This window comes from Haladaptatus sp. R4 (assembly GCF_001625445.1).
In the GTDB taxonomy this organism is placed as follows: domain Archaea; phylum Halobacteriota; class Halobacteria; order Halobacteriales; family Haladaptataceae; genus Haladaptatus.
Genome location: NZ_LWHG01000028.1, coordinates 500,318 through 513,478, shown reverse-complemented (window position 1 = coordinate 513,478; position 13,161 = coordinate 500,318). Strand labels below are relative to the sequence as shown.

The 13,161-nt window shown below is 61.6% G+C and carries 13 protein-coding genes and 1 pseudogene; 7 read left to right on the top strand and 7 right to left on the bottom strand.

The window, feature by feature from the left end; genetic code table 11:
• Positions 1 to 13: 13 nt before the first annotated feature.
• The 3 genes from A4G99_RS17650 to A4G99_RS17640 form a co-directional block, all read right to left on the bottom strand.
• The gene (locus tag A4G99_RS17650) at positions 14 to 208 is read right to left on the bottom strand and encodes a hypothetical protein (protein WP_066146552.1); all 195 of its coding nucleotides are present in this window, start codon (positions 206 to 208) and stop codon (positions 14 to 16) included.
• A 42-nt stretch (positions 209 to 250) separates the two neighbouring features.
• A complete protein-coding gene (locus A4G99_RS17645) occupies positions 251 to 529 on the bottom strand; it encodes a HalOD1 output domain-containing protein (RefSeq protein ID WP_066146549.1) in 279 nt (92 codons plus the stop codon).
• Between the two features lie 105 nt (positions 530 to 634).
• Positions 635 to 1,303, bottom strand: a complete 669-nt coding sequence (locus A4G99_RS17640) for a helix-turn-helix domain-containing protein (protein WP_066146546.1) — start codon at positions 1,301 to 1,303, stop codon at positions 635 to 637.
• Positions 1,304 to 1,718: 415 nt separating this feature from the next.
• Here A4G99_RS17640 and A4G99_RS28860 point away from each other — a divergent pair, with 415 nt between their 5' ends.
• A complete protein-coding gene (locus A4G99_RS28860; protein WP_255359116.1) occupies positions 1,719 to 1,847 on the top strand; it encodes a hypothetical protein in 129 nt (42 codons plus the stop codon).
• An 83-nt stretch (positions 1,848 to 1,930) separates the two neighbouring features.
• Complete coding sequence (psmB, locus tag A4G99_RS17635; protein WP_066146544.1) at positions 1,931 to 2,665, top strand: archaeal proteasome endopeptidase complex subunit beta; 735 nt, start codon at positions 1,931 to 1,933, stop codon at positions 2,663 to 2,665.
• On the opposite strand, the gene A4G99_RS17630 is transcribed toward psmB, so the two are convergent.
• A complete protein-coding gene (locus A4G99_RS17630) occupies positions 2,662 to 4,164 on the bottom strand; it encodes a hypothetical protein (RefSeq protein WP_066146541.1) in 1,503 nt (500 codons plus the stop codon). The genes psmB and A4G99_RS17630 overlap by 4 nt on opposite strands.
• 275 nt (positions 4,165 to 4,439) lie before the next feature.
• Here A4G99_RS17630 and ligA point away from each other — a divergent pair.
• The 4 genes and pseudogenes from ligA (at position 4,440) to A4G99_RS17610 (ending at position 8,339) form a co-directional block, all read left to right on the top strand.
• Positions 4,440 to 6,091, top strand: a pseudogene (ligA, locus tag A4G99_RS17625) (ATP-dependent DNA ligase LigA).
• Between the two features lie 97 nt (positions 6,092 to 6,188).
• The gene (locus A4G99_RS17620) at positions 6,189 to 6,557 is read left to right on the top strand and encodes a YkvA family protein (RefSeq protein ID WP_066146538.1); all 369 of its coding nucleotides are present in this window, start codon (positions 6,189 to 6,191) and stop codon (positions 6,555 to 6,557) included.
• An 83-nt stretch (positions 6,558 to 6,640) separates the two neighbouring features.
• Positions 6,641 to 7,390 (top strand): MBL fold metallo-hydrolase, encoded by a 750-nt coding sequence (locus A4G99_RS17615; protein ID WP_066146535.1) that lies wholly within the window; start codon positions 6,641 to 6,643, stop codon positions 7,388 to 7,390.
• Between the two features lie 91 nt (positions 7,391 to 7,481).
• On the top strand, positions 7,482 to 8,339 hold the full coding sequence (locus tag A4G99_RS17610) for a zinc ribbon domain-containing protein (RefSeq protein ID WP_150123146.1): 858 nt from the start codon (positions 7,482 to 7,484) through the stop codon (positions 8,337 to 8,339).
• Positions 8,340 to 8,359: 20 nt separating this feature from the next.
• Here A4G99_RS17610 and A4G99_RS17605 read toward each other — a convergent pair whose 3' ends face one another.
• The 3 genes from A4G99_RS17605 to A4G99_RS17595 form a co-directional block, all read right to left on the bottom strand.
• A complete protein-coding gene (locus A4G99_RS17605) occupies positions 8,360 to 8,563 on the bottom strand; it encodes a hypothetical protein (protein ID WP_223301957.1) in 204 nt (67 codons plus the stop codon).
• An 85-nt stretch (positions 8,564 to 8,648) separates the two neighbouring features.
• Positions 8,649 to 9,740: a DNA topoisomerase IV subunit A gene (locus tag A4G99_RS17600; RefSeq protein WP_066146528.1), complete on the bottom strand. Its 1,092-nt coding sequence runs from the start codon at positions 9,738 to 9,740 to the stop codon at positions 8,649 to 8,651.
• Positions 9,737 to 12,154 carry a DNA topoisomerase VI subunit B gene (locus A4G99_RS17595; protein ID WP_066146525.1) on the bottom strand — a complete coding sequence of 806 codons (2,418 nt, stop codon included), beginning with the start codon at positions 12,152 to 12,154 and terminating at the stop codon, positions 9,737 to 9,739. The genes A4G99_RS17600 and A4G99_RS17595 overlap by 4 nt, the downstream gene beginning before the upstream one ends.
• Positions 12,155 to 12,397: 243 nt before the next feature.
• Between A4G99_RS17595 and A4G99_RS17590 the strand changes: the two genes are divergently transcribed.
• Positions 12,398 to 13,084 carry a hypothetical protein gene (locus A4G99_RS17590; RefSeq protein ID WP_150123145.1) on the top strand — a complete coding sequence of 229 codons (687 nt, stop codon included), beginning with the start codon at positions 12,398 to 12,400 and terminating at the stop codon, positions 13,082 to 13,084.
• Positions 13,085 to 13,161 lie beyond the last annotated feature (77 nt).

Genomic DNA, 13,161 nt, shown 5'->3' with positions numbered 1-13,161 from the left:
TTCCCGTTTCGTTTTACTGGCCCGAGTGGTGCTCCCTGATGGTTCGAATCTGTTCGTACGGGAAGAAGTTCCGCCCGCCTTTCCGCCGAACCCAGATACCCGTCTCGTAGAAATCCACGTCCGTCGCTGCGACGGGTGACACGATGTTCTGTTCCTCACCCCGTTTGCCAGTCGGCACGAGGTACACGTCGTACTCGTTGTCAGGCATGTGGGGGCTGACAACGGATGGCAGCAAAAGCGTATTGGCACACTATCGAGCGTCGTAGATGACGACGCGACCGTTCTCTTCGACGGCGATGGAGAACTCCTCGTGGCGGAACTCCACCCGTGTCGGAACGTCCTTGCCGGGTCGTCGGTCGAACAAATCCTCCAGCGCATCGGGGTCGATACTCTCGTACAGGGGTTCTATCTCCGTCGAACTGTCCTCGACGACTTCGGTGATCGCGTCGATAACGGTCTCAGAGATCCGTCCGTCGCCGTGGTTCGCTTCGTTGAGAATCGGTCCGTGACCGTCCGAATCCTGACTCATGTCAGATACCTCCCGGCATCCGTACACAAAACGATATGGCCCACATCCTCTGGATGAAGGTGAAGTAGTAAGGGAATTCTTGGGGTTTAGTGGTTCTCACTTTTATTACCCCTCGGAAACCTCGCTCGGTCCGGTCCGGGGAAACAGCGTCGCACCGAGCATTCGCTCCAAGCCACGCCTGAGGCGTCCCGAGGCGGCCTGCGGGGAGATGTCGAGCGTCTCGGCGAGTTCCGAGAGCGACGTTTCCCGCGGGACGCGGAAGTAACCCGACGCGAAGGCCGTCGCGAGGGCTTCGCGTTGCTCGTCGGTCAATCCGTACTGTTTTGTCGGGAACTCGTCCACGGTGTAGATCCGGCGAACTTCGTACGTTATCGAGCGGTCGTCGCAAGCCTCTCGAAACTTCGTCGTCGATTCGTGATCCGGGAATCGAATCCGGAACAACCAGCCATCGTCGTTCCCGACGGCATCGAGCAACGTCAGATCGCCTTCGGTCAGGATTCCGTGAATCCCGTCCGTCGCGCTCGCCCAAACGATTCGACAGAGGGCACCGTTCTCGGTTCCGCTGAGAACCTCCATGGAATCGATGGGTGACTGATCGAACGCGACGGTATCGAGAAACGCCGGGTCGGCGGTCGCGACCCAGACGAAGGGAATCGAGTACTCCCGTGTCGGAACGATTTGTTCCAGTTCGATTCGAACGTCGGAACGATACTGGAACAACTCGTGGAGTGCGAATTCCTCGCGTGGGAGTCGAAGTTCGACGACGACGTTCACGGATAGCTATTGGTGGGCATACGCGTCAATCCTTTCGGCTAGTTGGATGACAGTACGAGTGCTGGTTTCGTGGGGTGGTGTGTGATTTCAGGAGGTGGTGTGCACGGTGTTCACGCACGGCGTGGTGGCGAAATCGGAACGATATCGCGCATGAGACGATAATGATGTCCATAACTTACGCATATTGACGACGTTGGAATGGCGTGGCCATCGTAGTCGCCCGGAACTAATTCGTCTACAATTGTGCATTACACAAGTGAGTTTGAATCGATAGACGGCGGCGCCCCGTTCGGGAGATATAAATCGTTATGAAATTTCCAGAGCAATAACGGATTTATAGGGGTGCGGCTCAGGGACGGGTGAAGTTGCAATGTTCGCACCGATACGACGCGCGACACTGTTTGCCCTGTACCAGATGAGTGTATTCGCCGGAATCTGTCTGCTTCCGGTCGCCCTCGTCGCTCGACGTGCAGGTGTTCCGTTCCCGATGCACCGAATAATGGCCTCCCTCGAAAAGACCTACGAGAACACCAAGCGCGCATAATCGAAATCGGCGGTTCGTTTTTCTCCGGCAGTCACACCCCGGAAGGGTTGGTTTTATCAGTGCTGACGGACTACGGTCCGGTAATGCGTACTCCAATGCACGGTTCCGACTTCTCGCGTAATCTGGAGCGTTTCGGCGGCAACGACACCAGCCCGTACGAGCCGGAAATCGGCTCGCTCCCCGAGAACAACTTCTCGAAGGACGATATGAAAAACGTCAACAAAACCGGGACGACCACCATCGGTCTCACGACCGGCGAGGGCGTCGTCATGGCGACGGACATGCGCGCCAGCCTCGGCGGCCGCTTCGTCTCCAACAAGAACGTCCAGAAGGTCGAACAGATTCACCCGACGGCCGCACTGACGATGGCCGGGTCCGTCGGTGGTGCACAGTCGTTCATCCGAACGATGCGCATCGAGTCCAACCTCTACGAGTCCCGACGCGGCGAGCAGATGAGCATGCAGGCACTCTCGACGCTCGCGGGCAACATGCTCCGTAGCGGGCCGTTCTTCATGGTTTCGCCCATCCTCGGCGGTATCGACGAGGAAGGCGCACACATCTACAGCCTCGACCCCGCCGGTGGCGTCATGGCCGACGACTACACCGTCACGGGTAGCGGGATGCAACTCGCCTACGGTGTCCTCGAACAGGATTACGAGGAAGGTCTCTCGAACGAGGAAGCGAAGGCCGTCGCCGCACGCGGTATCAAGAGCGCCGTCGAGCGCGACACCGGCAGCGGCAACGGTGTCTTCCTCGCCGAGATCACCGAGGAAGGCGTCGATATCACCGGGCACAAGGACTTCGACGAGGTCCTCTAATTCCAGTCGGTAAAGCTACCGTCGAGTAACGTCTCTTTCTGTTGGTCGATGTAGGCGCGTTGCATGCCCGAGATAGCATCCTCCAGCGACTCGCCATCCTCCAGCCGTTCTTTTACCTCCCGTTTCTTCCAGTCCGCGGGCGTCACACGGTGGCGCGCGCGCTGTCGGAGCGGGTAGAGGTATTTCGCCGCCTGTTCGTCCGACAATCCCCGCGCTTGCAGACCGTCCTTCGCGTGGGCGAACAAGTCGCTAAACAACTCGTCCGTCTCCGTCGTCTCCTCACCGGAATTCGTGATCCAGTAGAGGTCGGCGTCGAGTCCGTCGCGCATGGCGGCGTAGAAGTTGTCCCGTGCGACGACCCAATCCAGGTGGTGTACCGGATGCTCCCGGCGGAACGTGCTCTCCAATAGCCCCGCGAACGCCGCCTGAAACGCGATGGAGTCGCGGACCGTCGGTTGTGCGGCGATGGGACGGAACTCGATGCGCGCGTTCGCGTCGGCGCGCGTGGACCCGCCGAACACCGGACGAACCCACCGCCAGTAGGTGCCGTGTTTCAACCGGAAATGCGCGAATTCGTCGTCGAAGCGGTCCGAGCGGGAGACGGGCATCGGCACGATGGTACGGTCGTCGACCACGTCGTCGATAGCGTCCGCCGCCGATTCGATGTCGTCCGGGAATCGAACTTTTCCGGGGTCGTCGGCGTTCAACACCGACTCGAAGACGTGGATGCGGTTCTCCATCCACGCCTCGTCCACGATTTCCTCGGGCGGCGCGTCTTCGTACAAATCCGGCGGGAAGAAGGGGGAGTTGACGCCGAGGGCCAACAGCGGGGCCGCGATACGGGTCGCGTACTCGAAGTACGTCGGCAGGTCGCGGGCGTGTGGCACCTGATAGTGGGGCTGAATGGACGTGATGAGGCTCTCGGGCATCACCGTCTTCGAGGTGAGCGAGACGTGCGGCGCGTCGAGTTCCATCCCGACGGCCTCGCCCGTGTTCGCCATCGCGTGATACCGCACCGAGTTGCTCATGTTCGCCGCGATTTGAACCCCGTCGTCCTCGACGCCGTCGGTGAGATACCGTCCCGCCGTCTCGCCGGTCGGTGGAATCGTCCAAAGACCATCGCTCACGAGGCGCATCCCTTCGGCTCCAGCCCGGTCTTCGGCCGCTGAGAGTCGGGCTTTCACCTCGGATTCCTGTGCCGCCAACCCGTACTCGTTCAGTGGCTGTGGACTCGTGGACATCTCGGCGTTGTGCAGGCCGAGTTCCTTCTCGAAGCCGATGAGCGACAGGAGCCTGCGCGGAACCCGCGAGAGCGCCTTCGTCTCCGCATTCACGGCGTAGAACTCGTACTCGAACCCGACGATGGCCTGCGGGTTGTCGAACGTCCCGTCCTCCAGTTCCCGTTTGATGACCTCTGCGTCTTCCTCGACACGAGCCTGAAACTCCTCCCTGTCTACCGTCAACACGTCTTTCACCTGCGACGCAAGGTCCGAAGTCATGCGAGGGGGTGTGCGGTCCAGACGCTTCAATCCACGGGCTTTCTCGTCGTGGTAGTGAGTGAATTATCGTGTTGATTCGGTTCCGCTGTGCGTGCAAGTGCCGGGCGACAAACGCTACGATGGAGTAGTGCTTCCGCCGTGATTTCGACTCACCCCGAATTCTCTCGAACGCTTCTATCACGAAAACGACGAGATCAGTCAGAACGCATTTAGCCGCCGTCGCCCCCGAAATCGAAAGCCGTGTGCTTAACTCCGACCGAGAATAACGGCCGATAATGGAGTTCGCGGCATTCGCCGAGGTGGCCGGGGAGATCGAGGAGTTGAGTGCGGATACCGACATCATCGACGCGGTGACCGACCTCCTCTCGTCGGCGAACGACGACTTGGACGTGCTCGTGCGGTTCGTGCAGGGGCGGGTGTTTCCGGCGTGGGATTCGACGACGCTGGACATCGGCCCGAACCTGTGTTACACGGCCATCGCCCGCGCCGCCGGGCAGAACGTCTCGGCGGACGACGTCGAGGACCGACTCGCCGAGTTGGGGGACATTGGCGCGGTGGCGGCGAGTTACGATTTCGGTGGACAACAGGGACTCGCGGCGTTCGGTGCCGGGCAGGACGAACTGACCGTCGCGGAGGTGGCGAAGAACGAACTCGACGCGCTCGCCACGACGGAGGGTTCGGGCAGTCAGGACACGAAAATCGACATCCTGTTCGGGCTGTTCAACCGCACCGATTCCGACGAAGCCCGATATCTGGCCCGCCTCGTCCTCTCGGAGATGCGAATCGGCGTCGGCGAGGGGAGGTTCGGGACGCCATCGCGGCGGCGTTCGACGTGCCGGTCGAGTCGGTCCAACGCGCCCTTCAGGTGTCGAACGACTACGGACGAGTGGCCCGAGTCGCCTGCGACGAGGGCGAATCCGGGCTCGATGAGCTACAACTCGAAGTCGGGCGACCGGTGCAGGCGATGCTCGCGCAGGCGGGCACCGTCACGGACGCACTGGAGGACTGGGAAACGGGAGCGGGCGTCGAGTGGAAGTTCGACGGCGCGCGGGTGCAACTGCACTACGACGGCGAGGAGGTCCGGATCTTCTCGCGGAACATGGAGGAGGTGACGAACCCACTGCCCGAAATCGTGGAGTACGCGGAGGAGAATCTCGCCGTTCCGGCGATCGTGGACGGCGAAGTCGTGGCGATGGCTGACGGCGAACCGCTGCCGTTTCAGGAGGTCCTCCGGCGGTTCCGACGCAAGCACGACGTGGCGCGTGCCCGCGAGGAGGTCGCCGTCGAACTCCGGGCGTTCGACTGCCTCCACGCCGACGGCGAGGACCTGTTGACTGCGCCGCTCACCGAGCGCCACGACCGCCTCCAAGGGATTCTCTCCGGCGGGGTGTCTTCGCTCACCGTCACGGGCGACGAGGACGAAATCGCGGCCATCGAAGAGAACGCGCTCGATGCGGGCCACGAGGGCATCATGCTCAAGAACCCCAATTCGACGTACTCGCCGGGTCGTCGCGGGAAGAACTGGCGGAAACGAAAGCCCGACGTGGAGACGGTGGACCTCGTCGTCACCGGCGCGGAGTGGGGCGAGGGTCGCCGGGCGAGTTTCCTCGGGACGTTCCTGCTCTCGGTACGAACCGAGGGTGGAGAGTTCGAAACCCTCGGCAAAGTGGCGACGGGAATCACCGACGAGGAACTCGCCGAACTGACCGAACTGCTCGAACCCCACATCGCCACGCAGGACGGGCAGGTCGTGGACCTCTCTCCGGAAGTCGTCTTCGAGGTGGGCTACGAGGAAATCCAGCAGTCCCCGACCTACTCGTCCGGATTCGCGCTTCGGTTCCCGCGATTCCTCGGCGTGCGCGACGACAAGACGCCCGAGTCCGCCGATTCGCTGGAACGAATCGAACGGCTGGCTGAGATGCAGTAACGGCCGAACTCGCGTTCCGAGGACGCGACGTTTCGCTCGACTTGCGCACCGTCCCCGAGCGGAACGATTACTTTCGTCACTCACGACCACCCGAACGATGCCGAACTGGCGCGACCGGGCCCGTGACCTCCGACGCGAAGTCACGGCGCTGGCGATTGCTGGCCGTGACCCCAGGACGCCGTGGTACTCGAAGGTCATCGTTCTCGTGACGGTCGGACTTGCCGTCAGCCCCATCGACCCGATTCCGGATTTCATTCCAATTCTGGGCTACGCGGACGACGTGGTGTTCATTCCCCTCGGCGTGTACCTCGCCCGGCGGGGAATCCCCGACGACGTGATGGCCGACGCGCGCCAGCAATCGAAAGATCGGGAGACGGAAGACGGCGTGGTTGGATGGCTCACTGCCGTGTCGATCCTGCTGTTTTGGGTCGTCATCGGAGTTCTACTCTGGTATTTCCTCGCCTAACTGGCATCCCTCGGCCGATCGGACCGCCACCGACTATCTCCGCCATCCGAATCCTTTTTTCGGAACCGCGCCTACCGAATCCCATGACTGTGCGACACGACGGACTGACGGTGGATTGGTTCGGCTACGCGACCGTGCGCCTCGAAACCGACGACGGGTTCGTCGCGTACATCGACCCCGGACGGTACGGGGTTCTGACCGGTGAATGGGAACCGGACAGCCCCGACGCCGCCCACCCTGAACCGGTGGATTATCGAGCGAAGGACGGGGACGTCGTCTTCGTCACGCACGATCACCACTACGATTCGGATGGCATCGAGCGCGTCGCGGCGGACGACGCCACGCTCGTCGTCTACGACGGCGTGAACCCGGACGGGATCGACCGTGACGTGAAACCGCTCTCCGAACTGCCCTACGACGTCGTTCGAATCGACGAGGAGGACCACGTAACGGTCGGTCCCTGTGATGCGTGGTCGGTTCCGGCGTACAACGAGGAAGACGGCCCGCACGTCCAAACCAACGGTGAGCCAGTGCATCCGAAAGGGTTCGGCGTCGGTTACCTGTTGTCGCTCGCCGGAACGACCGTCTTCTGGCCGGGTGACTCCGACGTGTTGGACGGCCACCGGGCGCTCGACGTGTCGTTATTCCTGCCGCCCATTGGCAGGAGTTTCACGATGGACAGACACGCGGCGGCCGCGTTGGCCGCCGACCTCGACCCCGACCTCGTCGTCCCGATTCACTACAACACGTTCGCCGCGCTCGAAGCCGACTCGGCGGCGTTCGCCGAGGACGTCGAAGGACGCGGTATCGCGGTTGCGCTCGACGAGGAATAGGAACCGTCCGAAACGGTCCCCGTTCCGTTCACTATTCCGAACCATTCATCACAACACAATCTTCTTGAGTCGAGACGGGGTTAGTTCACACATGCGTTCCCGAAGTCCCTCCAACTTCTGTTCGCAGTGCGGTTCGTCGCTCTCCCCGGGCGATTCGTTCTGCTCCCAGTGCGGGAGTGCAGTCGATCCGGGTGGGAGCGATAGCTTTCGCTCACAGCATTCACGGCACACCCAGAACTCACGACACCCGCGAAAAGACGGCTTTCGCCGCCGAATCGAGGACCTCACGGTCGAAGGCTGGGACCTAAAACAGGATTACGGCGACCGCGTCGTGATGATAAATCGCGGGTTCGGGTCGATTCCGCTCCACATTATCCTGCTGGCGACCACCAGCGGCGTCGGCAACCTGCTCTACGCGTGGTACTGCTACTCGCCGGGCGCGGAGCGAATCGAACTGCGCGAGGACGGTTCCGAGGAGTACTTCGAGGACGAGGGATTCCCCACCGATTGGACGGTCAAACGCGCCCTCGCGTTCGCCGTGAGTCTCATCTTCGGATCCCTCGGCGTCCTGTTCGGATTGTTCCTCCTCCTGACTAACTGGGCCGGAGCGGGATTGGTCTTCGGCACTCTTTCCCTCCTACTCGGCTTGTTCTTGCTCGTTCTCACACCGCAACACGTTCCTGGAATCAGGTCGCCGACGACGTTCGGTCGGGTTCGTTCGACGGACGAGAAGACGGTCTACGAACCGGCCACGCCCTGCTCGGTGTGCGCCAAACCGGTCGGAAACGGCGTCAAGCGCCAGTATCACGAACGGAACTACGTCGCAGGCGTCCCCGTGAAAACGGCGAACGAGGGAGAAAACTACTACTGTCGGTCGTGCGCTCGCGGTGACGTGGACCATCGCACCGAAACCGGACTCGGCGAGCCGACCGAGACCGAGTTCGTCTGATTTCGCTCGGTTCAGTCGGTTCAGTCGGACAATCCGCCGTGCAGTGCATCGGCCACTGCGAACACGGCGAGACCGATGGCCGTAACTCCGGCGAACTGTGTCAGAAACGGGTTCGAGACGTGTATCGAGTAGTTGGTCAGCGCCCAGACCAACGCGAAAATCATCGCGCCGATACCGGTGAGCTTCAGGTTGAGCCAGTTCCCCATCGTCTCATTCGTACGCACCGGTCACCTATGAAACCAACCGTCGTTCAAGGATGGTTGACCGTTTCGCCGGGGAGACGAGGTCGAAAAAAGCGAATCGTCCAGATCAGATGATTCCCATGTCCGACAACCGTTCCGGGAGATAGGTGTCGGTCACGAAATCGAGGCCGTGGGAGGCGAGCGCCTGCTGTTCGGACTTCTTTTCGATGTCGAGTTGGAGTTCGATCTGTTCCCGCCAGTAGTCCGTCTGATAGCGTGGGTCTTCGAGTTCGCTTTCGAGCGCGTTCTTGTCCGAATCGCTCAAGGGGTCGGTCGGCAGGTCGTACTCCACTATGTCCTTCGGTTGGATGCCGATGAACTTCGCCTCCGGCGTGGCGAGGTAATCGCTCAGGTGCGCACTCTTGATGGAACCATAGGCGACCGAACCGTAGATACGGTAACTCCACGGGTCACCGTCCGTAAATACGGTGACCGGTAGATCGAGTTCCTGGTGAAGTCGCTTGGTCAGACGACGGGTCGCCCGTGCGGGCTGACCGCCGAGGTGGACGATTATGGTGTTGTACTCCTCGTCGAATCCGTTCTCGACGAGTCGGTCGCGCATCCCACCGGTCTCGACACAGAGGACGAAATCAGCGTCGTGGTCGAGGAACTCGATGGTGTCGGGATTGTTCGGAATCTGGTAGCCGCCCTGTCCCACGTCCTCTTGACAGTGAATATCGCGGTCGCCTCGATTCGTCTGCTCCCGGAGGAGCAGCGGTCCCATCACCTTCGCTCCGGACTCCTCGGGACGCATGTGGAAGTCCTCGCGGGTGACGTTCGAGACGATTTCCAGGTCCTCGATGAGTTGGTTCGACTCGTCCTGATTCGAGAACTGCGCCTCGTCGGCATCCCACGACTCCGAGAGGTAGTACAACTCACGGAGGGTGGACGAGCGGTCTTCCTCCAACTGGTTTGCGAGGAAGTCGATGGTATACACCGCTTTCAGGAGCTTTCTGGCCCCGCGGACGCTGTTCGCGCTCCGGGTGCTCTCCCGGTCGCCGTACACCCAGACGCGGTCGTCCTCGTCGTATTCGATGTTGCTCTTCGTCCGGGTCGGGATGGACATCTCCGGAATCTTCCCCCCCGCGAACTGGTCGTAGAACTCCGCGGCGAGGTCGATGAGTTTCTGCTGGGCTTCTTCGTTGGTGTCCGTGCTCATGTGTTGTTGGTCAATCGTTCGTCTTCGATTCCTTCGACCCTGACGGCGTCGAACGATACGTCATCGGCGACGTTGTATTCGAGAACGGATTCCTCACCGCTTTCGACGGTGGGTTCCCACGTCACGAACCATTCGCCGTCCATCTCGACGGCGGTTGCGCCGTCCGAGAGGTTCTGGGGTTCGGCCGCCACGACGTCGGTCAGTTTGGGCGACTCGTTGGTCGAACCGTGGTTCTCCACGACGAGTTTGACGAGGTCGTCATCGACCTCGCGTTCGACCAGCACGTTGTTCATGATACGCGCCAGCGAATCGCCGATTTCGAGTTGTTGGCGGCCAGTCATGGTCGAGAGCTTTTCAGCCATCTCCGGCAGGATGGTGGCGATGACGTTCTGTTTCTTCTGGCGCTTCTTGAGCGACTGGCGCTTGTTGAGGTACGATTTGAGTTCGCGGGCCGCCTCCCGAATCGCCAACTCGATTTCGTCCTCGATGGCGGGGACGTTCGCTATCGCGTCCTTCGATTCGCTCGTGAACGGGACGTTGGTGGACGCCACGTGCACCATGATGACGACCGGTCCGTTCGGGACGCCGCTGCCGCCGGGTTGATCGAGGTTGTAGTTGCGCCAGCCGATGGATTTCACCACGTCGGTCGTGGCACACGCACCGCGCTGGTACACCAGCGGCACGCGGTTCGCAAAGCGGAGCAGTTCGGCCGACCCTTCGGCTTGCAGTTCGCCGCCGTAGGCGATACCGGCCTCCACGATGAACGGGTCGCCGCCGTGAACGTCGGCGTCGCGGGTCGCGGCCGCGTAGAAGTCCGCGTCGTACTCCTTTCGGAGTCCGGCCTCCACGAGTTCAGCCGTGATCGGCGACAGGCAGTTGGTCGGCGGCGAGATGATGTCCGTCTCCTTCATCGCGTCGAGGAGTTCGCTCGCGGTGTCGCGGCTGTCGGCGACCGTCCGAACTTTCGGTACCTCGTCGGGCACGGTCACCATCGAGTTCCAGATGGCTTCGACGACGTTCTCGCGGGCCGTCTCGCCGATGGTCACCTCCTCGCGTTCCTCGGTCATGTCGGCCGCACGGCCGACGTATTCGACGAGGCGACTTTCCGTCGCTCGGTCGTGACCGTCCTCGCTCTCGAACTTCGCGGCGATTCGCTCCGCGAGGGAGCGAACCGTCTCGTCGTCCTTTCGAACGCTCGTCGCGTCGTCGACGAGTTCGTACAGGTCGGTGACGCGGTCGTCTGAAACCGCGTCCCACGCCGCATCGAGCGCGTTTTCCTGGACCGTCTTGCCGAACGACGTTCCGAACTCCTCCTCGGTTTCGTCGGCGACGAGGGCGATGACCGCACGGAGCTCGTGGTGCGAGATACGGTCGTTCTCCTCAACTCGCGCCACGACGTTCTCCGCGAAGGAAGCGGTGGCGTCGGCACCCTTGTTCGCGACGGCCTCCTCGATGGCCGATTCGAGGTCGACTTCCTCGTGTGCCTGCGGGGGTCGCCACGCTGCTTCCCGGCCGTAGTGGAGGTCGCGGAAGTTCTCGATGACGTTCTCGGCCGTCTTCTTTCCGACGCGGGTGAACTCCTCCTGGAGGAAGCCCGAGATGCTGTGGGAGTCGGTCGCGCTGAGCATCTTCAGGAGCGTCCCGAGTTCGACGCCGTGTGGATGCGGGCGGATCTCCTCGGTTTCGGCGGGGAGGCTGGCACCCTCGGCGCGTTCGAACACCATCTCGTCGCCGTTCTCCATCCCGGGTTCCTCGAAGACGATCTTCGCGTGCGGGTTGACGACGGCGGTGTGTTTGATGTACCGGAGGAGTTGCTGGCGGGCGCGCATGTTCGCTTCCATCTCCAGTTCGATGCGCGTGCCGTGCGTTCCGACGAGTTCGCGGCCGACCGGCGGCGTGTCGGATTCGGTCTGGATCTCGGGTTCGTTCTCGTCGGTGTCGATGATGAGTTCGAAGTAGCGCTGTCGGTCACTCCCCTTCGGCTTACTCGTGATCTTCGCGGGTTTCCCGCTGGTCAACTGGGAGTAGAGGACGGCGGCCGAGATACCGATACCCTGCTGGCCGCGGGATTGCTCGCGCTTGTGGAAGCGCGACCCGTAGAGCAGTTTCCCGAACACTTTCGGGATCTGCTCGCGGGTAATCCCCGGACCCTCATCCTCGACGATGAGTCGATAGTAGTCGCCGACTTCCTCGATTTTCACGCGGACGAACGGCTTCAATCGGGCTTCTTCGGAGGCGTCGAGGGCGTTGTCGACCGCCTCTTTGACGGCGGTGACCATCCCCCGGGCACCGCTGTCGAAGCCGAGCATATGCTTGTTCTTCTCAAAGAACTCGGCGATGGAGATCTGTCGCTGGCTTTCGGCCAACTCTTCGGCGATCCCCTCGTCGCCGAGCGTAGACTGCATCGAAGGCATTCTTCGCCAGTATTTATCGGCGGGAACGTTAAAACTGCGCCGATGGTGCGGAGTGAAAGTGAAAGTGAACGCGGAGAGTCGGTTATGACGTGATTTTCGGCGGTTGCGGGTTTTGTCGAGTGCGAAACGAGGACGTTTCGGGTCGCCCGGATGCGGTTTTCGTCGTCCGATTACGAGGCCATCGGTCAAAGGGCCGTTTGAGTCATCACCGTGATTTTGTCCGTGGGATTCGAGACGTTCCGTATGCATCGCCGACGATTCATCCTCGCGGGGGTGGCTTACACCGGTGCGTTTGCGGGGTGTCTCGGTCAGTCACCCGACACGTCGACGTCGTCGAACGCGTCGGATTCGACCGCCGCTGGTACGACCGATGGGACGCGAACGACGGAAACGAACTCGACTACCGAAACGACCCGAAACCGGGGTGTGACCACGACATCGTCCGCATCGGCAACGGGTCGCGTCGTCACGGTGGCCGACGCGGGTTCGTTCGAAACCGGAGGAATCACCGGGTCGCTCTCGCTCCGGAAGTCGAAAATCACCGACGCACATACCGCCGAACTGGTCCTCTCGCTCCGGAATCGGTCGTCGGAATCCGTGACCCTCTCGTACGATTGGCCGCGCGGGTTGGACCTCGTCACCGGAACGAAATCGTCGGGAACTGCTCGGGCGTTGCTGGTCGGCGAGGGGACGAACTGGACGCGGACGGACGACTGTTGGCAACCCGACGCGCGCGTGCTCGAACGAGGTGTTCCCGATCAGGAACGGTCGATCACGGTTTCGGGTGGGGGGACGTGGGAGAAAACGTATCAACTATGGAACTATCCCGAAAACACGTCCTGCCTCCCTCGGGGAACGTACGAGTTTGCTCGTGTCTTCCGGCGAAACGACGCGAAATCGACGTGGCGGATCTCACTTTCTCTCTCCTGAGTGGCGTGGGATAAATCCGGTGTGTCGGATAATTTTACTCTGCTCTACGCGCGCGTGCGTGAACTTTATCAGTGGTG